Raw genomic sequence first — 22,887 nt, 5'->3', positions numbered from 1 at the left:
GCCCCGTGAGTGGGGATCAGCCGGCGAGCGGCTGCTGCTGTGTGATGCAGTGGATGCCGCCACCGCGGGCGAACAGCTCGCGGGCGTCCACCGTGACGATCTCGCGGCCGGGGTAGGCGGCGGCGAGGGCCTCGACGGCGCGGGCGTCGTGCTCGTCGTTGAAGGAGCAGGCGATCACAGCGCCGTTGATGGCCACGTGGTTGATGTAGCTGTAGTCCACGAAGCCTTCCTCGTCCGTCAGCGTGGCGGGCGCCGGCACGGGGATGACGGTGAAGGGGCGGCCTGCGGCGTCGGTGCTGTCCTTGAACAGGGCCAGGATCTCCTGGGACACCTGGTAGTCCGGGTGCTCCGGGTTCTCCTGGTGGTGGACCAGGACGGTGCCGGGCGAGGGCATGACGGCCACGATGTCCACGTGGCCCCGGGTGCCGAACTCCTCCGAGTCACGGGTGAGGCCGCGGGGCAGCCAGATGACCTTGGTGGCGCCGATGGTGCGTGCCAGCTCGGCTTCCACCTGCTCCTTGGTGGCGCCGGGGTTCCGGCCCGGATCCAGCTGCACGGTCTCGGTCACCAGCACGGTGCCCTCGCCGTCCACGTGGATGCCGCCGCCCTCGTTGACCAGGGCGGAGGAGATGAGCTGCGCCGGGGTCTGGCCGGCTACGAAGGAGCCGATCTTGGAGTCCTTGTCCCACGCGGCCCAGTCCTGGCCGCCCCAGCCGTTGAACACCCAGTCCACTGCGCCCAGGCGGCCCTCGGAGTCCAGGACGAAGCTCGGCCCGATGTCCCGCATCCAGGCGTCGTTGAGCTCGGCGGTCACGACCTCGACGCGCGGGTCCAGGTAGCGGGCCGCGATCTCGGTGTCCGCGGGGTCCACCACCATGGTCACGGGCTCGAACGCCACGGCGGCGTTGGCGACGGCGGCCCAGGTGGTGCGGGCGGCGTGAGCGTCGTCCTCGGTCTCGCCCAGGGTGTAGCCCTCATGGGGGAAGGCCATCCAGAGGCGGGACTGTTCGGCGGTCTCGGCCGGCATGACCCACTGGGGGGTGTTCACGGCGCCAGTGGTTTCATCAGCCACGTCAGACTCCAATGTGTGAGGGCTCTCTGTGAGCGGTGCCACAAAAATGAATAGTATTCATTTAGTATGAGTGGTGCGCTTCACATTTGGCAAGCCGCGTTCCGATAACTCGGGTGCGGCACGCGCCTGACCAGGGGTGATGCCCTGCAGTGCGTGCCGCACCCGTTGTGGTGCCGGGCTGTCCCGGCGTGGACGGTCCTCCCCAGGCCCGTCCGGTGTGGTGCAGGACGGGTCAGTGGCCCGGGAGTTCCTGCTGGCTTTCCTTGGTGGCGCGCGGCGCCTTGCGCAGACCGACCGCCGCGGCGACGGTCACGGCCGCCATGAGCAGGGCTCCGATGGCCGCCGTCACGGTGACGCCGGAATCGAAGGCGTGCTGCGCCGTCGTCGTCAGTTGAGCGCCGAGCTCACCGCCCACGCGGTGCGCGACGTCGACGGCGCCGGCGAGCGTCTCGCGTGCGGCAGAGGCGTCGGTGTCGCTCAGCCCGGCCGGCAGCCGCAGGTGCTGCTGGTAGCTGGCGGTGAGGATGGAGCCCAGGACGGCGGTGCCGAGCAGGGCGCCGAACTCGTAGCCGGTCTCCGAGATCGCGGAGGCGGCGCCTGCCTTCTCGGCCGGGACGGAGGACATGATCAGGTCATTGGAGATCGTTTCCGCAGCGCCGATGCCGATCGAGAGCAGGTAGACGGCCAGGAGGTAGACGGGCATGCCCACGGCCTCGCCGAGCAGGGCCACCAGGAAGTAGGCCGCGGTGCTCAGGAACAGGCCGCCGGCCACCACCAGGCCCGGGCGGACGGCCCGGACCAGCGGAACTGAGGCCAGGCCCGCGATGATCGTGGCCACGGAGGCCGGGAGCATCAGCAGGCCCGCGTCGAGTGGCGTGAGGCCGGTGACGAGCTGCAGGTGCTGCGAGAAGAAGAAGATGAAGCCCGTCATCGAGGTGAACGACAGGACGTTCGCGCTGATCGAGGTGCTGAACACCGGATTGGCGAACAGGGACATGTCCAGCATGGGGTAGGGGATCCGCAGCTGGCGGCGGACGAACACCACGCCCATGCCCACGCCGAAGAAGGCCAGTGCGATCGGCAGGGGCTGGAGTCCGTGGACTGTGAGCTCCTTGATGGCGATGGCGAGCGGGCCCATCGCCAGGATGGACAGCAGGATGCTGGGCAGGTCCACCGGGTGCGGCGAGGAGTCCTTGGACTCCGGGATCAGCTTGGTGCCGAACGCCAGCAGAGGGATCAGAAGTACGGCGGGCGCAATGAGGACGGCGCCCCACCAGAAATGATCCACCAGCCAGCCGCCCAGGATCGGGCCGACCGCGGCACCGCCGGAGAAGACGGCGGCCCAGATGGCGATGGCCAGGCGGCGCTGGTTCGCGTCCGTGAAGATGTTCCGGATCAAAGACAGCGTGCTGGGCATCAAGGTGGCGCCGAAGAGGCCGAGCGCGGCGCGCCCGGCGATCAGGGCGCCGGCGGTGGGGGAGAAAGCGGCCGCGATGGACGCCAGCCCGAAGCCGGTGCTGCCGATCATCAGGAGCTTCCGGCGTCCGATCCGGTCGCCCAGGTTGCCCATGGCGACCAGGAGAGCGGCCAGGACCAGCGGGTAGGCGTCGATGATCCAGAGAAGTTCCACGCCGCTTGCGTGCAGGGCGCTGGTGATCGCGGGGAGTGCGAAGGTGAGGGCGGTGTTGTCCACCGCCACGAGGAGCACGGGCACCATCAGAAGCGCCAGGGCGGTCCACTTTCGCCATGGCGCCGTCCTGAGGCTCGTCTGAGGAGTCAAGGTGGTCGTCATGTTTATAACTGTACCGTCCAGACTGTATAGTTTCAATCCAGAGGGGCGTTCCGTGCCCCGGATCACACAGCGTGCAGAATGGAACCCATGCCCCGTAAGCCTGTCGCCCGGAACGCCGTCCTCGATGCCTTCGAAACCCTGCTCATCGAAGTGGGGGAGCGTGGGGCCACCCTGGAGGCGGTGGCCGCCAAAGCCGGCGTGTCCAAGGGCGGGCTGCTCTATCACTTCCCGAACAAGGAGGCGCTCATCGCGGCGCTCCTGGACCGCTTCGACGAGCTGGCCCAGGAGGAAGTGGAGGCGATGAAAACGGCCCCGGAAGGTGCGGGCGTGTACTTCATCAAAGCCTCCGTCTGGGACGGCGGTCCGCTGGACCGGTCCTTCGTGGCGGCCAGCAGGCTCGCGGAAGTGGCCCACGAGGAGACCCAGCGCCGCTTCGCCGGAATCCAGCAGCAGTGGCTGGAAGTGCTGACCGCGGAACTGGGGGAGGATCTCGCCCGGGCGGTCCGCTACATGTCCGACGGGCTCTACTTCAACGCCGTCCTGGAGAACGGCGGCGGCCGGGAGATGGACCCCAGCAAGACCGACGCCGAGGTGGAGAGCCTGCTGCGGATCCTGGAACTGGTGCGGGGCAAAGGCTGAGGCCCCGGCCCGGGTCGGCCCTCGCCGCCCCGTTTGCCCTCCCTGCCCGCAGGGGTGACAATTGACCCTGTGACTGCTATCACCGCGGTCACTTCACAATCGAATAAGCCATCGATCCGCGGCGGGAGAGTCCTGCATGTGGGTACACGCAGGCGCCGTAGGAGCAACACCTCCCCAGGAATCTCTCAGGCACCCGGTACCGCCGCGCCGAGGCAACTCTGGAAAGCAGCCGGCGCTCGCCGGCTCACCGAAGGTGCAGGCACGGCCCGGCCGCTGCGAAAACTCTCAGGTCCCACACAGAGCGGGGAGGAGCCCTAATGAGTTCCGGCGTACCCCGCGCCGGGTGAGCAATGGAGTTCCTCAGTGACGAATCCGTCAGCTGTCCTCGCCGAGACCGGCGCGGCCCACACCACCTTCGTGGACCGCCACATCGGCGCCCGCCGTGAGTCCGACATCGCCACCATGCTGCAGGCCGTCGGCTACAGCTCCGTGGACGCCCTGGTCCAGACCGCCGTCCCGGACGACATCAAGCAGCCCACCCCGCTCACCTTGCGCCCCGCCCTCTCCGAGGTCGAGGTCCTGGCGGAACTGCGCCGCCTGGCCTCCAAGAACCGCACCGCGGTCCAGCTCATCGGCCAGGGCTACTACGACACCGTCACCCCCGCGGTCATCCGCCGCAACATCCTCGAGGCCCCGGCCTGGTACACCGCGTACACCCCGTACCAGCCGGAGATCTCCCAGGGCCGCCTCGAAGCCCTGCTGAACTTCCAGACCATGGTCCAGGACCTCGTGGCCCTGCCCATCGCCAACGCCTCCCTGCTCGACGAAGCCACCGCCGTCGCCGAGGCCGTGCTGCTCATGCGCCGCGCCAACAAGGCCAAGGAGGCCGCCGGCGGCAAGACCGTCCTGGACGCCGACCTCCTCCCGCAGACCATCGCCCTGGTGCAGGGCCGCGCCGAGGCCCTCGGCTTCGAGGTTGAGGTCGCCGACCTCACCGCGGGTCTCCCGGAAGGCGCCATCAACGGCATCGTCCTGCAGCAGCCGGGCGTCTCCGGCCGCGTCTTCGACCACGCCCCGGTCATCGCCGCCGCCAAGGAGCGCGGCGCCATGGTCACCGTGGCCGCCGATCTGCTCTCCCTGACCCTCATCGTCCCGCCGGGCGAGCAGGGCGCCGACATCGCCGTCGGCAGTGCCCAGCGCCTGGGCGTGCCGCTGTTCTTCGGCGGCCCGCACGCCGCCTACATGGCCGTCCGCCAGGGCCTCGAGCGCTCCCTGCCCGGCCGCCTGGTGGGCGTCTCCAAGGACGACGCCGGCACCCCCGCCTACCGTCTGGCCCTGCAGACCCGCGAGCAGCACATCCGCCGCGAGAAGGCCACCTCCAACATCTGCACCGCACAGGCGCTGCTGGCCATCGTCGCCTCCATGTACGGCGTCTTCCACGGCCCGGACGGCCTGACGGCCATCGCCGCTCAGGTCCACGCCCACGCCGCGCGCTTCGACGCCGCCGTGCGCGCCGCCGGCCTGCAGACCACCGCCGGTGACTTCTTCGACACCGTCACCGTCTCCGTGCCCGGCCGCGCCGCCGAGATCCTGGCCGCCGCCGACGCCGCCGGCTACAACCTCCGCCCGATCGACGCCGACACGCTGGGTGTCTCCTTCGACGAGACCACCACGGCCGCCGTCGTCGACGCCGTGGCCGGTTTCTTCGGTGCGGACGCCGCGTCCGTGGACGGCACCGCCGTCCTGCCCGAGGCCCTGCGCCGCAGCAGCGAGTTCATGACCCACCCGGTCTTCAACACGCACCGCTCCGAGACCCAGATGCTGCGCTACATCCGCCGCCTCTCGGACCGCGACCTGGCCCTGGACCGCACCATGATCCCGCTGGGCTCCTGCACCATGAAGCTCAACGCCACCGCGGAGATGGAAGCCATTTCCTGGCCGGAGTTCGCCTCCATCCACCCCTTCGCCCCGGACACCCAGACCGAGGGCTGGCGCGAGCTGATCGACGGCCTCGAGGCGGACCTCGCCGAAATCACCGGCTACGACCAGGTCTCCATCCAGCCGAACGCCGGCTCCCAGGGTGAGCTGGCCGGTCTGCTGGCCATCCGCGGCTACCACCACTCCCGTGGCGACGTGCAGCGCGACATCTGCCTCATCCCGGCCTCCGCGCACGGCACCAACGCCGCCTCCGCGGTTCTGGCCGGCATGAAGGTCGTGGTGGTGGCCACCGCCTCCGACGGCACCGTGGACCACGAGGACCTCAAGGCCAAGATCGAGGCCCACCGCGACGCCGTCGCCGCGATCATGATCACCTACCCGTCCACCCACGGCGTGTACGACGCGGACGTCCGCTTCATCTGCGACGCCGTGCACGAGGCCGGTGGCCAGGTCTACATCGACGGCGCCAACCTCAACGCCCTGGTCGGTCTGGCCCAGCCCGGCAAGTTCGGCGGCGACGTCTCCCACCTGAATCTGCACAAGACCTTCTGCATCCCGCACGGCGGCGGCGGCCCCGGCGTCGGCCCCGTCGCGGCCCGCGCCCACCTGGCACCGTTCATGCCGGGCAACGCCGCGGATCGCTCCAACGGCGCCGGTGGCGTCCCGATCTCCGCGAGCCGCTTCGGCTCCGCCGGCGTCCTGCCCATCTCCTGGGCTTACGTCCGCCTCATGGGCGGCGAGGGCCTGACCGAGGCCACCAAGTCCGCGCTGCTGGCCGCCAACTACGTGGCCAAGCGCCTGGACGAGCACTTCCCGGTCCTCTACACCGGTGAGGGCGGCCTGGTGGCCCACGAGTGCATCCTGGATCTGCGCGGTCTGACCGCCGAGACCGGCGTCACCGCCGAAGACGTGGCCAAGCGCCTCATCGACTTCGGCTTCCACGCCCCCACCCTTTCCTTCCCCGTGGCCGGCACCCTCATGGTGGAGCCCACGGAGTCGGAGGACCTCGGGGAGCTGGACCGTTTCATCGACGCCATGATCCTGATCCGCCGTGAGATCGAGCAGGTGCGCAACGGTGACTTCAGCGCCGCGGACAGCCCGCTGCGCAACGCGCCGCACACGGCCGCCGTCGTCGTCTCCTCCGCCTGGGACCGCGCATACAGCCGCGAGCAGGCCGCCTTCCCGGCCACGCTCCACACGGGCGCCGACCACCCGGGCCACACCGCGAGCCAGGACAAGTACTTCCCGCCGGTCGGACGCATCGACGGCGCGGCAGGCGACCGCAACCTGGTCTGCTCCTGCCCGCCCATCGAAGCGTTCGAGAACTGACCCGGCCTGCAGGATACAAGGACAGACATGACTGAGAAATACACCGCCCTGTACGCCGAGCACGAGAAGCTGGGCGCGTCCTTCACCGACTTCGGCGGCTGGCAGATGCCGCTGAAGTACGGCTCCGAGCTGGCCGAGCACCACGCCGTCCGCAAGACCGCGGGCCTCTTCGACCTCTCCCACATGGGTGAGGTCTGGGTGGAGGGCCCCGGCGCCGGCGCATTCCTCGACTACGCCCTGGTGGGCAAGCTCTCCGCCGTCGTGGAAGGCAAGGCCAAGTACTCCCTGATCTGCGCCGAAGACGGCGGCATCATCGACGACCTGATCGTCTACCGCCGCGGCGAGGAGAAGTTCCTGGTGGTCCCCAACGCCGGCAACGCCGTCGTGGTGGCCGGCGAACTGGCCGCCCGGGCCGAAGGCTTCGACGTGACCGTCACCGACGCGTCCGCCGAGACCTCTCTCATCGCCGTGCAGGGCCCGAACGCCCAGACCATCCTCCTGACCCTGGTCCCGGAAGACGAGCACGCGGCCGTGACGGAGCTGAAGTACTACGCCTCCGTCGAGGTCACCATCAACGGTGACAAGCTCCTCCTGGCCCGCACCGGCTACACCGGTGAGGACGGCTTCGAGATCTTCGTGGACAACGCCTCCGCCGCCGCCCTGTGGCAGGCACTCATGGCCGCAGGCGAGGGCCACGAGCTGGTCCCCGCCGGCCTCGCCTGCCGGGACTCCCTTCGCCTCGAAGCGGGCATGCCCCTCTACGGCAACGAGCTCTCCCGCGAAGGCACCCCCTTCGCGGCAGGGCTCGGACCGGTCGTGGCGCTGAAGTCCAAGGACGGTGACTTCGTGGGCCGTGCGTCCCTGGAGGCCGCCAAGGAGAGCGGCGACGGCGCCACCGCCGGCCGCCGCCTGGTGGGTCTGAAGGGCCTTGGCCGCCGTGCCGGCCGCAGCCACTACACGGTGATGAAGGACGGCGTCGTGGTGGGCGAGGTGACCTCCGGTCAGCCCAGCCCGACCCTCGGTTTCCCCGTGGCCCTGGCCTATGTTGACGTGGCATACACTGAACCGGGCACCGCGCTGGACATCGATCTGCGTGGCAAGGCCGAGCCGTTCGAAGTCGTTGCCCTGCCCTTCTACAAGCGTGAGCGTTAGGCGGTAAGACCTGTGGCCGTTGGTGTTTTTGAGCTCTTCAAGATCGGCGTGGGGCCGTCCAGTTCCCACACGGTGGGCCCGATGCTGGCGGCCGCGGTCTTCGCCCAGGAGGTGCGCGACGCCGGCCTGCTGCCTCGTGTGGCCGGCGTCGCCGTCGACCTCTACGGCTCCCTCGCGGCCACCGGCCGCGGGCACGGCACCTTCACCGCCGTGCTGCTGGGCCTGGAGGGCTACTACCCGGATCAGATCCTCCCGGAGGAGGTCGAGGAGCGGCTCGCCGCGATCGAATCCAGCGGGACCGTGACCTTCGCCGGCGACGTAGTCCTTCAGTTCGCCGTGGCGGACATGGTGCAGCACCCGCTCACCGTGCTGCCCCGGCACACGAACGGCATGAAGTTCGCCGTCAAGGACGCCGACGGCGAGATGCTGCATGCCGCCACCTTCTTCTCCGTGGGCGGTGGCTTCATCGTCCGCGAGGGCGAGGAGCAGCAGGCCAAGGCGGAGCTGGAGGAATCCAAGAAGGAACTGCCGCTGCCGTTCCGCACGGCGGCGGAGATGCTGGGCCGCTGCCACAGCAAGGGCCTGGGCATCTCCGACATCATGCTCATCAATGAGAAGGCCAGCCGCAGTGAAGAGGAGATCCGCGAGGGCCTTCTGAAGATCTGGGCCGTCATGGAGGCCTGCGTGGAGAAGAGCATCCACCGCGAAGGCCTGCTGCCCGGCGGACTGGGCGTCCGCCGTCGCGCACCCGATTGGCATGACCGCCTCCTGAAGGAGGACAAGGACCGCGATCCCAAGTACTGGCAGGAGTGGGTGAACCTCGTGGCGCTGGCCGTCAATGAGGAGAACGCCTCCGGCGGCCGCGTGGTCACCGCGCCCACCAACGGTGCCGCAGGCATCATTCCGGCCGTGCTCTACTACGCGCTGAACTACGCCCCCGGCATGGAGAACGCCACGCAGCAGGACAAGGACGACGTGGTGGTCAAGTTCCTGCTGGCCGCCGGTGCCGTCGGCGTCCTCTACAAGGAGCAGGCCTCCATCTCCGGCGCCGAGGTCGGCTGCCAGGGAGAGGTGGGTTCCGCGTCCTCCATGGCCGCGGCCGGCCTGGCCGAAGTCATGGGAGGTACGCCCGCTCAGGTGGAGAACGCCGCGGAGATCGCCATGGAACACAACCTCGGCCTGACCTGCGATCCCATCGGCGGCCTGGTACAGGTTCCGTGTATCGAGCGCAACGCGATCGCGGCCGCCAAGGCCATCAACGCCACCAAGATGGCGCTCTGGGGTGACGGCACGCACCGCGTCTCCCTGGACGAGGTCATCATCACCATGCGTGAGACCGGCAAGGACATGTCCACCAAGTACAAGGAGACCGCCATGGGCGGCCTCGCCGTCAACGTGGTGGAGTGCTAGGGAACACCCGTTCCCGCTGACGTTTCAGACGGCTCGCCGAGGGTCTCCCGATAGACTGACGGGAGACCCTCAGTCATCCCAGGATTGGACGCCGTGACCTTGCGAACCTTCACCGCCCGTTTCGCCACCACCGACGAGATCGCTCGCTGGGACGAACTGGTCACGGCGAATCCGAACGGCGGGAATCTGCTCCAGTCGGAGGCGTACGCGGAGACGAAGAAGCACTACGGCTGGGACATCCGGCACCTCGTCTACGAATGCGCCGACTACAGCAGCTACAACCTGGTGCTGGAGAAGCGCATCCCGCTGCTCGGCCGCTACTGGTACCTCATCAAGGGCCCGGACGTGGCCGGGGTGGAGGACCTTCCCGGTGTTCTGGAGGCCAACCGCGAGTTCGTGGCGCGCGAGCGCCTGGGCGTGTTCGCCATCCGCATCGAGCCGGACATCGTGGCCACGGACACCTCCCGTGCCGTGATCCGCGGTCTGGGGGCCGTGAAGGTCCACAACCTCCAGCCGAACGACAACACGGTCATTCTGAACATCGCCCCGGACTCCGAGGCCGTGCTCAAGAGTCTCTCCTCCCGCGGGCGCAACGCCGTCCGGCGCGCCATGCGCGAAGGGGTGGAGGTGCAGTCCATGGAGGCCACGGAGGAGAACTTCCGTGCCATGTACTCGCTCATGCACGGCACCTTGGAGACCAAGGCGTCGGTGGGGCCCCGCGAATTCGGCTACTTCCGCCGTTTCTGGGGCGGATTCATGGAGCGGGGGCAGGGGCACCTGTACTTCGTCCACGAAAACGGTGTGCCTTCCGTGGGAGCATTCGTCATCAACTACGGGCACAAGGGCACGTACAAGGACGGCGGATCGCTGCAGAAGCGGAACCAGTACGGCGACTCCCACCTGCTCCAGTGGCAGGCCATGAACGATATGAAGGCCTTGGGCTGCACGGAATACGACCTGTGCGGGACCCCGCCGTCGGACCGTGTGAAGGACCCGGAGCACCCGTACTACGGTCTGGGCCTGTTCAAGACCAGCTTCAACAAGACGGTCACCGACTTCGTGGGCTGTTATGACCAGGTTCTCAGCTCCGCCAAGTACACAGTGTGGACCAGGATCGGTGAACGGGTGGCTCGGCAGATCCACACCCGCCGCACCGGTCAGCAGTTCTACTGAGCCGAGAGGTACGTGGGAGCCCATGGACGCACAGCAGCCCCCGCCGTCGAACCAGACGCCGGACGGGCCGCCGAGAACGGACGGCCTGCCGAAGACTGACGGCCTCCCCAAAACGGAGCCGCTCAGCCCCGCTGAGCTGCGCGCCACCACCTCGGCCAAGCGCATGCTGCGCAACCTCGTCCGGGGGGAGCAGCCGCCCACCGCGCCGCTGAGCATTGTGGACCGGCTGGCCGGCAGCCCGTACGCCAACCCCACCATCCGGGTGGGCGCCGTGGACGAATCCGCGCGGAAGACCATCGACTTCGCCCTGCGCCTGGCGGAGACGATGTTCCGCTACGGCGCCGGCGCCCTCGAGGTGGAGACCAGCATCATCGCCGTCACGGCGGCGCTCGGCCTGAAGAACGTCGAGGTGGACATCACCAACCAGTCCGTCGCCATCAACTACGCGCCCCGGGACCAGAACCCCATCACCCTGCTGCGCGTGGTCCGGTCCTGGACCAGCAACTACGCCGGCCTGGCCGAGGTGCATCAGCTGGTCACGGACGTCGCCAAGGGCGGTGTGAGCCGGCGTGAGGCGAACAAACGGCTGGACGAGATCCTCAGACGGCCCAAGCCGTTCGCCCGCTGGATGGTCACGCTGGCGTTCGGCGTCTTCTCGGCGGCGTTCGTCGGGGTGCTGGGCGGCGGGCTGATGGCATCGGCCATCGCCTTCGGCTCCTCCCTCCTGGTGGATGTGGTGTCCCGGCAGCTGGGCAGGTGGAGGGTGCCGGACTTCTACGCGACGGCCACTTCGTCCTTCCTGGTGACCATCGCGGCGCTGCTGCTGGCGCGGCTGGGGGTGAACATCCCGCCGTCCATCGTGGTGGCGGGCGGCATCCTGCTGCTCTTGCCGACGGGGCGGCTCGTCTCCTCCGTGCAGGACGCCATCAACGGCTTCCCGGTCACGGCCGCGGGGCGTCTGCTCTCCACCATGCTCACCTTCGGAGCCATCGTGGCCGGGATCGGCGTGGCGTTCGTCGTGGCGAGCCTGGCCGGGCTGCCGGAGATCGACGTGACGCTGACCTTCCCGCCCGCTTACGATTTCTGGTTCCAGGTGGTCCTGGTGGCGGCCGCGCTGGTGGCCATCACCGTCACCGAGCAATCGCCCGTGAAGCTGATGCTGCCCACCATGGCCGTGGGCATCGTGGGGTATTTCGTGCTGCTCGGCGCCGTGAACGTGGGTGTGGGGGAGCGGATGGCGCCGGCCGTCTCAGCCGTGGTGATCGGCTTCCTGGCACGGGTGATCGCGCTGCGCCTGGGATCCCCGCAGCTGGTGGTCGCCGTGCCCGCGGCGCTCATCCTCCTGCCGGGCCTGCGGATCTTCCGGTCCATGTACACGCTGACGGTCAACGGCCAGGACTTCCTCAACGGCGCCGGCGGCATGCTCACCGCCGTGGCGATCGTGCTGGGCATCTCGGCGGGCATCGTGCTCGGCGACAGCCTGGCCCGGCCGCTCACCGCCAACCTCTCCAGTAATGAGCGGCGCCGCACCCGCCGTCGCTGACTTCTTCATCGACTGCTGAGAAATCGTTCGATAGAGGACTCATACGAACGATTTCTCAGCAATGGATGTCAGATCTTGCCGATCTCCGTCTTCTTCTCCGCCTGGAACTGGTCCTCCACACGCCCATAGGCCCAGTAGCCGGAGATCGAGAGGTCCTTGCGGTCCAGGCCGCGGTTCTTCAGGAGTTCGTCTCGCAGGGCCTTCACCAGACTGCGCTCACCGTGGACGAACGCCTGAACGGTACCCTCGGGGAACGTGGCCGCCTTCACGGCGTCCAGCAACACGGTGCTCTCGCCGGCGGGGACGCCGCGGCGGAAGCACCAGGAGAGCGCGACGCCGGACGGCACGGTGAGCGGCAGGACGTCGGCCTCGGCGTCGACCTCCAGGAAGGCCAGGCCGCGGGCGTCCGCGGGAAGCGCCTCGAGGGCGGCCGCGACGGCGGGAAGCGCGGCGTCGTCGCCCAGCAGCAGGTGCCAGTCGGCGCCGTCGCGCGGGGAGTAGCCGCCACCGGGGCCGCTGAAGACGATGCTGTCTCCCGGGACGGCACGTGCGGCCCACGGGCCGGCGAGGCCTTCATCTCCGTGGACCACGAAGTCGATGGCCAGTTCCCTGGCCTGAAGGTCCACCGAACGGACGGTGTAAGTCCGGGTCACGGGCCATTCGGCGGCGGGCATGTTCTCCCGGATCCAGGCGAGGTCCAGAGGCTCCGGGTAGCTGACACCCGGGCGCGGGAAGGCGATCTTCACATAGCGGTCGGTGAAGTCGTTCATGACGAAGGTGCTGAATCCGGGACCGCCCACGATCACCCGGACAAGGTGCTCGCTCAGCCGCTCGGTGCGGATGACCTCCAGGGTGCACTGGGGCTTGGGCTTGCGGACGGCAGGGGCTTCAGTCATGCGACAAGTTTATGATGCGTGTCCGCGGGGCCTCAGAGGCTCCAGTCCACCGGGGCGGCGCCTTGCTGGGCCAGGAGTTCGTTGACCTGGCTGAACGGCCGGGAACCGAAGAAGCCCCGGGACGCGGACAGCGGGCTGGGGTGCGGGCTGCGCACCGCCGGACAGCCCTCCAGCAACGGGGCGACGCCAGCGGCGTCGCGGCCCCACAGAATGGCGACCAGGGGAGGCCTGCGGCCCTCCGGAGTGCGGCGCGCGACGACGGCGCGGATGGCCGCCGTCGTGAATTCCTCCCAGCCGTGCCCACGGTGGGAGCCGGCGTTCCCGGCCTCGACGCTGAGGACCCTGTTGAGCAGGAGTACGCCCTGGTCGGCCCAGCGGCTGAGGTCGCCGTGCGCCGGGGTGTCCAGGCCCAGGTCTGTATGCAGCTCCTTGAAGATGTTCTGGAGGCTGCGGGGCACGGGGTGGCAGTCCGGGGCCACGGAGAAGGAGAGACCCATGGCGTGCCCAGGCGTCGGGTAGGGGTCCTGGCCCACGATCAGCACGCGGACCTCGTCGAGAGGGCGGCGGAACGCCGTGAAGAGGGCCGGGGCAGGCGGCAGGATGCGCGCCCCGCTCTCCTCCTGGCCGGCGAGCCAGCGGACCACGGCGCCCAGTGCCGGGCTCTCTTCGGCGAGTGCGGCGGCCCAGCTCGGATGCAGGGTGCCGCCGGCCAGCAGGCCGGCCCAGCCGTCGTCGGCCAGCTGCCGGAAGGTGCGGGCGGGGCCCTGGGTGTTCGGTTCCGCGGTGGCGGCCTTGTTCTGCTCCATACCTTGGATTCTGCCAAATGACGCCCGTGTGATTCCGGATCTATGATGGATGGGGAACGCCGGACACTGAGGAGGGAAGATGCCAGACGCCATGCCGTCGAACGGGATCTCCCCGACGCCGGAACCGCAGGACCAGGCCCAGGGGGTGCCCGTCCTGTCGGAACGCGACCGGAAGATCCTGGAGTTCGAACGTTCCTGGTGGAAGTACTCCGGCGCCAAGGAACAAGCCATCAAGGAGCTGTTCGGGCTGTCCGCGACGCACTACTACCAGCAGCTCAACCAGGTGATCGACAGCCAGGCCGCCCTGGCCCACGACCCCATGCTGGTGAAGAGATTGCGTAGACTACGAACGTCCCGTCATCGGGCGCGGACCGCCCGGCGCCTCGGAAACGGCGCGTAAGACTCCCCTCCAGACCGCCTGCCACGCAGTGAGGACTCGTCCTTCCATGACCACGTACCCCCACGACGAATTCGACGATGTCCCCGAGTCCACGGAACGCCGTGGAGTCCACCGGAGCGCCCAGCCGCGACCGGCGGCACTCAAGCCGATCCTGATCACCGGCGCGGTGGCACTCCTGCTGGGCATCATCGTGTACCTCGCCTTCCCCACGCTCGGTGTCCGTGCCGACGCCGGGAAGGCGCCGTCGGCTCCTGTTTCCACGGCGGCGCCCAAGCCGAGCGCCACTCCAACGCCTTCCGCCCCGAAGCCGAGCGCCCCTCCCGTGGACCGCACGCTGACGGTTTCCGTCTTCAACGGCACCGCGACGCCCGGCCAGGCGGCCAAGTACGGCGAGAAGGTCACCGCTGCCGGCTGGAAGCTCGGCCCCGTGGGCAATTGGACCGGTACGGCCCAGACGGGCTCCGTGGTGTTCTACAGCGTGGAGTCCGCCAAGGCGTCGGCCACGGCCCTGGCCGCTGCCCTCGGTATCACGGACGTTCGCCTCGGCTCCGGGCTCGAGGAGCCCCTGGTCGTGGTCGTCGGGCCCGGCGCCCCCTGATTCAGGCGCTTCCGGCCCTGTTCGCTTCTGCCTGAATACCACCTGAGAACGCCCTGACGTCTTGCACTCGCATGCCGAGAGTGCTAATTATTGACTTAGCACTCCGGAGTGCCGACTGCTAACGATCCGTTCGCGGAGAGGAGGCGGGCGGTCTGCCGGAGGGAAGGCAACCCCGGTCTCAATGAGGTCCGGTGTCCCGGCGCATCCGCACCGGGGTGCCGCGCCGTCCGTCGCGGGCATTGGCAGCCAGGGCCCTTCATCCCTCAACGACAGTCCGGAAACGAACTGACCCGAAAGGACCTTTGCCGTCATGGCCAAGATCATTGCATTTGATGAAGAGGCTCGCCGCGGCCTGGAGCGGGGTCTGAACATCCTCGCCGACGCCGTCAAGGTCACCCTCGGCCCGCGCGGCCGCAACGTGGTGCTCGAGAAGAAGTGGGGCGCTCCCACGATCACCAACGATGGTGTGTCCATCGCCAAGGAGATCGAGCTCGACGACCCGTACGAGAAGATCGGCGCCGAGCTGGTCAAGGAAGTCGCCAAGAAGACCGACGACGTGGCCGGCGACGGTACCACCACCGCTACGGTTCTGGCTCAGGCGCTGGTCAAGGAAGGCCTCCGCAACGTGGCCGCCGGCGCCGACCCGCTGTCCCTGAAGCGCGGCATCGAGAAGGCCGTCGAGGCCGTCACCGCCGAGCTGCTCGCCTCCGCCAAGGAGATCGAGACCAAGGAAGAGATCGCCGCCACCGCGTCCATCTCCGCCGGCGACAGCCAGATCGGCGAGCTCATCGCCGAGGCCCTGGACAAGGTGGGCAAGGAAGGCGTCATCACGGTCGAGGAGTCCAACACCTTCGGCCTGGAGCTCGAGCTCACCGAGGGCATGCGCTTCGACAAGGGCTACATCTCCGCGTACTTCGTCACCGACGCAGAGCGCCAGGAGACCGTGCTGGAGGATCCGTACATCCTCATCGTGAACTCCAAGATCAGCTCCGTGAAGGATCTGGTCTCCGTCCTGGAGAAGGTCATGCAGGCCAACAAGCCGCTGCTGATCATCGCCGAGGACGTGGAGGGCGAGGCTCTGGCCACCCTGATCGTCAACAAGCTCAAGGGCACCTTCAAGTCCGTCGCCGTCAAGGCTCCGGGCTTCGGTGACCGCCGCAAGGCCCAGCTGGCCGACATCGCCATCCTCACCGGTGGCAACGTCATCTCCGAGGAGATCGGCCTCAAGCTCGACGGCGCCACCCTGGCCGACCTCGGCCAGGCCCGCAAGGTCGTCGTCACCAAGGACGAGACCACCATCGTCGAGGGTGCCGGCGACGCCGACGCCATCGCCGGCCGCGTGGCTCAGATCCGTTCCGAGATCGAGAACTCCGACTCCGACTACGACCGCGAGAAGCTGCAGGAGCGCCTGGCGAAGCTGGCCGGCGGCGTGGCCGTGATCAAGGCCGGTGCCGCCACGGAGGTTGAGCTCAAGGAGCGCAAGCACCGCATCGAGGACGCCGTGCGCAACGCCAAGGCCGCCGTGGAAGAGGGCATCGTCGCCGGTGGCGGCGTGGCCCTGATCCAGGCCGGTGCCAAGGCCTTCGCCAACCTTCAGCTCGAGGGTGACGAGGCCACCGGTGCCAACATCGTCAAGGTCGCGATCGACGCCCCGCTGAAGCAGATCGCCTTCAACGCGGGCCTCGAGCCCGGCGTCGTGGTCGACAAGGTCCGCGGCCTGCCCGCCGGTCACGGCCTGAACGCCGCCACCGGTGAGTACGTGGACCTGCTGGCCGCCGGTGTCAACGACCCGGTCAAGGTGACCCGTTCCGCTCTGCAGAACGCGGCCTCCATCGCCGGTCTGTTCCTCACCACCGAGGCAGTCGTCGCCGACAAGCCGGAGAAGGCCGCCGCCGGTCCGGGTGCCGACGACATGGGCGGCATGGGCGGCTTCTGACAGGAAGCAGTCCCTGCGTCCTCCCGCTTCGTGGCGCGCTGAGCGCGCCGCGAAGCGGGTCCCTCGGACGCAGGGGCCCAGCGAAATCCACGACGGCGGGTCGCACCTTCTGGTGCGGCCCGCCGTCGGGCTTTAAGCGCAGGGAGCCTGTGGCAGGATTGACGGGTGACGATCACCGCTGCAGCAGATGGATCCGCGCTCGGCAACCCCGGTCCCGCGGGATGGGCCTGGTACATCGACGAGGACACCTGGCACGCCGGCGGCTGGCCGCATGGGACCAACAACCAGGGCGAGCTCATGGCCGTCCTGGACCTGCTCCGGAGCACCGCGCACCTGCCGAAGGAACCGCTGAAGATCCTCTGCGACAGCCAGTACGTGATCAACTGCCTCACCAAGTGGATGCCGGGCTGGAAGCGCAAAGGCTGGAAGAAGGCCGACGGCAAACCGGTCCTGAACGTGGACCTCCTCAAGGAACTGGACGCCGCACTGAAAGGGCGCGACTTCACCTTCGAATGGGTCAAGGGCCATGCCGGGCACGACCTCAATGAAGCCGCGGACGACCGCGCCCGTGCAGTCGCCACGGCCTATCAGCAGAAGAAGCGGGAGATCCCCTCCGGCCCCGGCTTCCCGGGATCCGGTGCGGCAGCGGCTCCGGACGCCTTGCCGGAACCCGCCTCCGTCCCGGACGCTTCCGTCCCGGACGCCTCCGCCCCGGACCTCTTCTCCGTCCTTGAGGAGGACCTCGGACCCGCCGCGGACGCCGTAGACCCCGTCTTGATCGTCACCACCTTGGAGCGCCGCCTCCTGGAACCCGCGGTCCGGTCCGATCTGGGCGAGGTGGCACGCATTCTCCACCCCGCGTTCGAGGAGATCGGCAGCTCGGGAAGGACCTGGACCCGGGAGGAGATGCTGCTGGCCCTTGCCGAAGAGGACAAGGCACCGGTGGATCTCCATCCGCTGTCCGCCGCGCGCCTGGGGGACGACGCGATCCTCCTCCAGTACCGCACTCGCTCGGCCGGCAGAACGGTCCTGAGGAGCTCGCTCTGGCTCCGCACCGCCGGCACGTGGCGTCTGCGCTTTCACCAGGGGACGCCCGAATAGGCAGGCTCATCCCCGGAAAGCGCAGACCGCGGCACGGGCGCGCCGGCCGGCTCAGGCGAGGAACCGCTGAGTGTTCAGCTGTTCGACGTCGCGGTACTGGTAGGCGGCCTGATCGAGGGCCTGCATGATGCCGGCGAGATTCGCCTCCACGCGGCCCTGCATCGACGTCCACTCGGTGATCAGGGCCTGGAAGCTCGCGGAGGCGCTCCCGCGCCAGGTTGACTGGAGTTCCGCCAGGCCCATCCGCATGGCTTTGAGATCCGCGGAGGTCCGCTCGGCGGTGGCCCGGACCCTGCCGGCCTGGGCGTTCAGCACTTCGGTGTCGACGGAGATGACGCTCATGATGTTCCTTTCCTCGAGGGGGCCACGGGCAGTGGCCTGGATTCGAGCCTAGGAAGGCGCTCCGTTTGGTGACGGCGCGGAATCGCGCATGTGGAGGGACGAAGGGGCCGGCCGTCCACAAGGCCGGGCCTGGAGCACCGGCTCCGGGCGTTTCAGTCCTCCATGGAGTCTTCAGGCTCCGGGGTGTCGTGTGGCAGCCGCACCTGGAAGGTGGCCCCGCCGCCCGGCGTCGTGAAGATCCTGACGCTTCCGCCGTGGCTGGACACGATGGCCGCGACGATCGCCAGGCCCAGCCCGCTGCCTCCCGTCTCCCGGGTGCGGGAGGTGTCCGCCCGGTAGAAACGTTCGAAGATGCGGGACTGATCCTCCTCGGAGATCCCGGGACCGTGGTCCCGCACCTCCAGTACGGACCACACGCCGTCGTCGCCGTGCTGCACGCCCACGGCGACCTCCAGAGGTGAGTCCTCCGGCGTGTAGCGCAGGGCGTTGCCCAGAAGGTTGCCCATCACCTGCCGGATCTTCGCCTCATCACCCAGCGCCGGGGCGGGCGAAGGGTGTGATCCCCTCAGCCCGCACAGCCGAACCGTGCGTCCGGGGGCCCCGGCGCGGGTGTCCACCACGGCGTCGTTGCCCAGCAGCAGGAGGTCCAGCGGCTTGCGTTGGAGAGGTCGCTGCTCGTCCAGACGGGCCAGCATGAGGAGGTCCTCCACCATGGACCCCATGCGCTTGGCTTCGCTCTCGATCCGGCCCATGGCGGTGGCGATCTCGTGTTCGGCGCGGAGCGCACCGTGACGGTACAGCTCGGAGAAGCCGCGGATGGTGACCAGCGGGGTCCGGAGCTCATGGGAGGCGTCCGCCGCGAACCGCCGCATCCTCTGCTCCGATGCGGTGCGGGCGGAGAATGCGGATTCGATGTTGGCCAGCATGGTGTTCAGGGAGGTGGCCAGGCGGCCCACTTCGGTGTGGGGCGTGCTGACGTCCACGCGCTGGGAGAGGTCCCCTGACGCGATGGCCGCGGCGGTGCGTTCTACTCTGGCGAGGGGCCGGAAGGACCGGGTCACGGTCCAGGTGGCGATGAAGAACGCCAAGATGAGGGTGAGTAAGCCGACGCCCACCACCACCAGCACGGCGTGCTCCATGATCTCGTCCACGGGGGCGAGCGGCAGCCCGAGCACCACCACGAAGGAGTGGCCGCTCTGGTCCGTCAGGACCACTGCCGCGACGCGCCAGTTGTGGCCGGCGGTGCCCGCCGCTTCATAGGGCTTATCGTCTGTGGACCGGGCGTCCGCCAGGCTCATCTGCTGGATGTCCGGGTATCCGGCCTGACTGGCGCCGGTCCGGAACGGTGGACTGCCGGTCCGCAGGACCAGGACGGCGTAGTCGGTGGGGACGCCCGTGGCGCCACCGGTGATCTGGGTGTAGCCGCCGGGCTTGGTCACGGTGGCGACGGCGGCGGCCAGCCGGGCGTCGATCTGCGATTGCAGATAGCTGTGCAGCAGCAGCATGGTGCCGGTACCGGTGGTCGCCAGGGCGACCAGGAGCAGGCCCATGATGGTTGCGATCAGCTGCGCCCGGAGGGACGCCGACTTCCAGCGGCGCAGCAAATCAGCGCTTTTCGGCGGTCCGCAGGACGTAGCCCACGCCACGCTTGGTCTGGATCAGCGTGGGGGTGTCCGGGATGATGTCGATCTTCCGGCGCAGATAGGAGATGTAGGACTCCACGATCGAGGCGTCGCCGTTGAAGTCGTACTCCCACACGTGGTCCAGGATCTGGGCCTTGGACAGGACCCGGTTCGGATTGAGCATGAGGTAGCGCAGGAGCTTGAACTCGGTGGGGGACAGGTCGATGATGGTGCCGCCGCGGCGGACCTCGTGAGCGTCGTCGTCGAGTTCCAGGTCATCCACCCGGATCACGGCCTCGTCCTCCAGCAGGGGCTGGGTGCGGCGCAACACGGCGCGGACTCGGGCCACCACCTCGTCCAGGCTGAACGGCTTGGTGACGTAGTCGTCCCCGCCGACGGTCAGTCCCATGACCTTGTCCTCCGTGTCATCCTTGGCCGTGAGGAACAGCACGGGGATGTGCCGCCCCGCGGCGCGGAGCTTCCGGGTGACATTGAATCCGTCCATGTCGGGGAGCATGACGTCCAGCACAATCAGGTCCGGGGACTCGGATTCGGCCTTGGCGAGGGCCTCCCGGCCATTGCCGGCGGCCACGACGTCGAATCCCGCGAAGCGCAGGGAGGTCGAGAGCAGTTCCCGGATGTTCGGCTCATCGTCGACGACCAGGAGTTTGGCTTCAGGGGTTTCGGTCTTCATGATCTTCATCTAACGCTTTTCCCCTGGAAGATTCCTGAGAGATTACTGTGTGCGGCGGAGCGGTCGCTGTGAGTCCGTGGAGGGTGACATGAGTCCGCACGGGTAAAATGGTGTGGATACGCAGTGCCACGATTCACGCCACCGGCGCCAACTGCGCGGACCGGCCGTGGCAAGCGTGCAGACAGACTGAAGACAGACAGAGGTAAAGAAGTGCCTACCGGCAGCGTCAAGTGGTACGACAAGGACAAAGGCTTCGGCTTTGCAGCTTCGGAGGACGGCAAGGAGTTCTATCTCCCGGCCTCCGCGCTGCCGGCCGGCGTGACGGAGCTCCGCAAGGGGACCCGGATCGAATTCGGCATTGCCGAGGGGCGCCGCGGCGCCCAGGCCATGGGGATCCGCGTGCTCGAGAAGGTGCCGTCCATCGCCAAGGCCAAGCGGCCATCACCGAAGGAGCTCGCCCCCATGGTCCAGGATCTCTCCACCGTGCTCGACAATCTGTCGGGCACCCTCTCCTCGGGCAAGTACCCCGAGGGCAAGAAGGGCGCGGCCATCGCCGCCGCGCTCCGCCAGGTCGCCGACCAGCTGGACGCCTGAGCCATGACTGAGGAGCGTCAGATTCCCGCCCGGCCCGGAACCGACCGCGCGGGCGTGCCCCAGTGGAAGACGGGCAAACCGGATGCCATGCTGGCCGCCGCGGTGGATGTGGCGCGCCGCGAGCTCGAGACCGTCACAGGCCCGGGCACCATCGGCGGTCACCTCGGTGCCAAGCGTGAAGAGGACCGCGTGGTCACGCATCTCTTCGAGTCCCGGCTGCGGGGCTACGGAGGGTGGACCTGGTTCGCCGTTCTGACGCGCAATTCCCGTTCCAAGACCATCACGGTCAGTGAGGTGGGACTGCTGCCGAGCGAGGACTCCGTCCTGGCCCCGCCGTGGGTGCCCTGGTCCGAGCGGGTGCGCCCGGAGGACGTCGCCGCGATGGAAGCCGCTCAGGCTGCCGACGCCGCAGCGGAGTCCGCGCACAGCGACGCCGGGGAACCCGGCGAGGCCGCGGAGCCGGAGGAAGGCGGACCGGCCGAGCCGTCCGCCGTCGACGCCGACGACGACGCACCGGAGGCTGGGCAGGAAGATGCCGGGCCGGCGTCGTCCGCTGAAGAGGATGAGCCCGACGAGGGCTGAGCGAGATGATTTGGCACGGATGTGCTTAAAAGGCTGAGGGCCCGGGGAATCCCGGGCCCTCAGCCTTTGTGCGCTTACTTGCGGAGCTCGCCCACCACGTGGTCGATGGCATTGGTCAGCGCGGTGACGTCGTCCGGCTCGATCGCCACGAAGGTGGCGATGCGCAGCTGGTTGCGGCCGAGCTTGCGGTAGGGCTCGGTGTCCACGATGCCGTTGGCGCGCAGCACCTTGGCCACCTGAGCGGCGTCCACGGAATCGTCGAAGTCGATCGTCGCGATGACGTTGGAGCGGTCCTCGGGGCGGACCACGAACGGAGTGGCGTAGTCGCTGGCCTCGGCCCAGGAGTAGACCCGGTTGGCGGAGTCGGCCGTGCGGCCGGCCGCGAACTGAAGCCCGCCGTTGGCGTTGAGCCACTCGACCTGGGCGTTGAGCGTGACCAGGGTGGCGAGCGACGGCGTGTTGTAGGTCTGGTTGAGCAGCGAGTTGTCGATCGCCGTCTTCAGGTTCAGGAAGTCCGGTACCCAGCGGTCGCCGGCGGCGATGCGCTCGGCGCGCTCCAGCGCGGCCGGGGAGAACAGCGCCAGCCACAGGCCGCCGTCGGAGGCGAAGTTCTTCTGCGGGGCGAAGTAGTAGACGTCCGACTCGCGCACGTCCACGTCCAGGCCGCCTGCCGCGGAGGTGGCGTCCACCACCACGAGGGAGCCTTCGTCAGCGCCCGCCACGCGGCGGACCGGGGCGGCCACGCCGGTGGAGGTTTCGTTCTGCGGCCAGGCGTAGACGTCCACGCCGGCCTCGGCGACGGCTTCGGGACGCGTCCCGGGCTCGGCCTTGATGATCGAGCTGGCCTCGAGGAAAGGGGCCTTGTTGGTGGCGGCGGCGAACTTGGAGCCGAACTCACCGAAGGAGAGGTGCTGGGCCTTGTTCTCCACCAGGCCGAAGGATGCGATGTCCCAGAATGCGGTGGAACCGCCCACGCCCAGGATCACTTCGTAATCGTCCGGTGCGTTGAAGAAGGACTTGAGGCCGGAACGGATGGAGCCCACCAGGTTCTTCACGGGCGCCTGGCGGTGGGAGGTGCCCAGCAGAGCGGCGCCGGCCGCGGTGAGGGCCTCCACCTGCTCGGGGCGGACCTTGGACGGGCCCGCGCCGAAGCGGCCGTCCTGGGGGAGGAGGTGTGCAGGAATGACGATGCTGGCCTGATCGCTCACAGAATTGCTCCAGTTCTGGTGTGTGGCTGGGGGCGGGTCCGCCGGGAGGGCGCCCATGCC

Annotated in this window: 20 protein-coding genes and 1 riboswitch; of the genes, 12 read left to right on the top strand and 8 right to left on the bottom strand. The window is 68.7% G+C overall.

What is annotated here, in order from left to right:
• Positions 1 to 16: 16 nt before the first annotated feature.
• Together Q9R02_RS11470 and Q9R02_RS11465 are read right to left on the bottom strand one after the other, a co-directional pair.
• Positions 17 to 1,027, bottom strand: a complete 1,011-nt coding sequence (locus Q9R02_RS11470) for an agmatine deiminase family protein (RefSeq protein WP_305996851.1) — start codon at positions 1,025 to 1,027, stop codon at positions 17 to 19.
• A 277-nt stretch (positions 1,028 to 1,304) separates the two neighbouring features.
• Complete coding sequence (locus Q9R02_RS11465; protein ID WP_305996826.1) at positions 1,305 to 2,864, bottom strand: MFS transporter; 1,560 nt, start codon at positions 2,862 to 2,864, stop codon at positions 1,305 to 1,307.
• 87 nt (positions 2,865 to 2,951) lie between these two features.
• Here Q9R02_RS11465 and Q9R02_RS11460 point away from each other — a divergent pair, with 87 nt between their 5' ends.
• The 6 genes from Q9R02_RS11460 to Q9R02_RS11435 all read left to right on the top strand — a co-directional run bounded on the left by Q9R02_RS11460 (position 2,952) and on the right by Q9R02_RS11435 (position 12,048).
• Complete coding sequence (locus Q9R02_RS11460; RefSeq protein WP_305996825.1) at positions 2,952 to 3,503, top strand: TetR/AcrR family transcriptional regulator; 552 nt, start codon at positions 2,952 to 2,954, stop codon at positions 3,501 to 3,503.
• 112 nt (positions 3,504 to 3,615) lie between these two features.
• A riboswitch (glycine riboswitch) is annotated at positions 3,616 to 3,715 on the top strand.
• A 151-nt stretch (positions 3,716 to 3,866) separates the two neighbouring features.
• On the top strand, positions 3,867 to 6,770 hold the full coding sequence (gene gcvP / locus Q9R02_RS11455) for an aminomethyl-transferring glycine dehydrogenase (RefSeq protein ID WP_305996824.1): 2,904 nt from the start codon (positions 3,867 to 3,869) through the stop codon (positions 6,768 to 6,770).
• Between the two features lie 27 nt (positions 6,771 to 6,797).
• Positions 6,798 to 7,922 carry a glycine cleavage system aminomethyltransferase GcvT gene (gene gcvT / locus Q9R02_RS11450; protein ID WP_305996823.1) on the top strand — a complete coding sequence of 375 codons (1,125 nt, stop codon included), beginning with the start codon at positions 6,798 to 6,800 and terminating at the stop codon, positions 7,920 to 7,922.
• 12 nt (positions 7,923 to 7,934) lie between these two features.
• Complete coding sequence (locus tag Q9R02_RS11445; protein ID WP_305996822.1) at positions 7,935 to 9,332, top strand: L-serine ammonia-lyase; 1,398 nt, start codon at positions 7,935 to 7,937, stop codon at positions 9,330 to 9,332.
• A 99-nt stretch (positions 9,333 to 9,431) separates the two neighbouring features.
• On the top strand, positions 9,432 to 10,505 hold the full coding sequence (locus Q9R02_RS11440; protein ID WP_305996850.1) for a lipid II:glycine glycyltransferase FemX: 1,074 nt from the start codon (positions 9,432 to 9,434) through the stop codon (positions 10,503 to 10,505).
• Between the two features lie 22 nt (positions 10,506 to 10,527).
• Positions 10,528 to 12,048: a threonine/serine exporter family protein gene (locus tag Q9R02_RS11435; protein ID WP_305996821.1), complete on the top strand. Its 1,521-nt coding sequence runs from the start codon at positions 10,528 to 10,530 to the stop codon at positions 12,046 to 12,048.
• A gap of 68 nt (positions 12,049 to 12,116) precedes the next feature.
• Here the strand turns inward: Q9R02_RS11435 and Q9R02_RS11430 are convergent, their stop codons facing one another.
• Positions 12,117 to 12,944 carry a siderophore-interacting protein gene (locus Q9R02_RS11430; RefSeq protein WP_305996820.1) on the bottom strand — a complete coding sequence of 276 codons (828 nt, stop codon included), beginning with the start codon at positions 12,942 to 12,944 and terminating at the stop codon, positions 12,117 to 12,119.
• Between the two features lie 32 nt (positions 12,945 to 12,976).
• A complete protein-coding gene (locus tag Q9R02_RS11425) occupies positions 12,977 to 13,750 on the bottom strand; it encodes a uracil-DNA glycosylase (protein WP_305996819.1) in 774 nt (257 codons plus the stop codon).
• A 79-nt stretch (positions 13,751 to 13,829) separates the two neighbouring features.
• Here Q9R02_RS11425 and Q9R02_RS11420 point away from each other — a divergent pair, with 79 nt between their 5' ends.
• The 4 genes from Q9R02_RS11420 (at position 13,830) to Q9R02_RS11405 (ending at position 17,785) form a co-directional block, all read left to right on the top strand.
• Entirely contained in the window at positions 13,830 to 14,150 is a 321-nt protein-coding gene (locus Q9R02_RS11420; RefSeq protein ID WP_305996818.1) for a DUF3263 domain-containing protein, read from the top strand.
• A gap of 46 nt (positions 14,151 to 14,196) precedes the next feature.
• The gene (locus Q9R02_RS11415; protein ID WP_305996817.1) at positions 14,197 to 14,748 is read left to right on the top strand and encodes a LytR C-terminal domain-containing protein; all 552 of its coding nucleotides are present in this window, start codon (positions 14,197 to 14,199) and stop codon (positions 14,746 to 14,748) included.
• A 310-nt stretch (positions 14,749 to 15,058) separates the two neighbouring features.
• Positions 15,059 to 16,684 carry a chaperonin GroEL gene (groL, locus tag Q9R02_RS11410; protein WP_305996816.1) on the top strand — a complete coding sequence of 542 codons (1,626 nt, stop codon included), beginning with the start codon at positions 15,059 to 15,061 and terminating at the stop codon, positions 16,682 to 16,684.
• 165 nt (positions 16,685 to 16,849) lie between these two features.
• Positions 16,850 to 17,785, top strand: coding sequence for a ribonuclease HI family protein (locus tag Q9R02_RS11405; protein WP_305996815.1), 936 nt, complete (start codon positions 16,850 to 16,852; stop codon positions 17,783 to 17,785).
• 51 nt (positions 17,786 to 17,836) lie between these two features.
• On the opposite strand, the gene Q9R02_RS11400 is transcribed toward Q9R02_RS11405, so the two are convergent.
• From Q9R02_RS11400 to Q9R02_RS11390, 3 genes are all read right to left on the bottom strand, one after another.
• Entirely contained in the window at positions 17,837 to 18,127 is a 291-nt protein-coding gene (locus Q9R02_RS11400; protein WP_305996814.1) for a WXG100 family type VII secretion target, read from the bottom strand.
• A gap of 152 nt (positions 18,128 to 18,279) precedes the next feature.
• Positions 18,280 to 19,731, bottom strand: a complete 1,452-nt coding sequence (locus Q9R02_RS11395; RefSeq protein WP_305996813.1) for a sensor histidine kinase — start codon at positions 19,729 to 19,731, stop codon at positions 18,280 to 18,282.
• Position 19,732: 1 nt separating this feature from the next.
• Positions 19,733 to 20,443, bottom strand: a complete 711-nt coding sequence (locus Q9R02_RS11390; RefSeq protein WP_425279263.1) for a response regulator transcription factor — start codon at positions 20,441 to 20,443, stop codon at positions 19,733 to 19,735.
• Positions 20,444 to 20,653: 210 nt separating this feature from the next.
• Between Q9R02_RS11390 and Q9R02_RS11385 the strand changes: the two genes are divergently transcribed.
• Together Q9R02_RS11385 and Q9R02_RS11380 are read left to right on the top strand one after the other, a co-directional pair.
• The gene (locus Q9R02_RS11385; protein ID WP_305996811.1) at positions 20,654 to 21,037 is read left to right on the top strand and encodes a cold-shock protein; all 384 of its coding nucleotides are present in this window, start codon (positions 20,654 to 20,656) and stop codon (positions 21,035 to 21,037) included.
• A gap of 3 nt (positions 21,038 to 21,040) precedes the next feature.
• Entirely contained in the window at positions 21,041 to 21,619 is a 579-nt protein-coding gene (locus Q9R02_RS11380) for a DUF3027 domain-containing protein (protein WP_305996810.1), read from the top strand.
• Positions 21,620 to 21,693: 74 nt separating this feature from the next.
• Here the strand turns inward: Q9R02_RS11380 and serC are convergent, their stop codons facing one another.
• The gene (serC, locus tag Q9R02_RS11375; protein ID WP_305996809.1) at positions 21,694 to 22,827 is read right to left on the bottom strand and encodes a phosphoserine transaminase; all 1,134 of its coding nucleotides are present in this window, start codon (positions 22,825 to 22,827) and stop codon (positions 21,694 to 21,696) included.
• Positions 22,828 to 22,887 lie beyond the last annotated feature (60 nt).

The sequence above is a fragment of the Arthrobacter horti genome (assembly GCF_030731045.1).
Classification (GTDB): domain Bacteria; phylum Actinomycetota; class Actinomycetes; order Actinomycetales; family Micrococcaceae; genus Arthrobacter_E; species Arthrobacter_E nanjingensis.
This window is presented reverse-complemented; position numbering and strand designations above follow the sequence as displayed.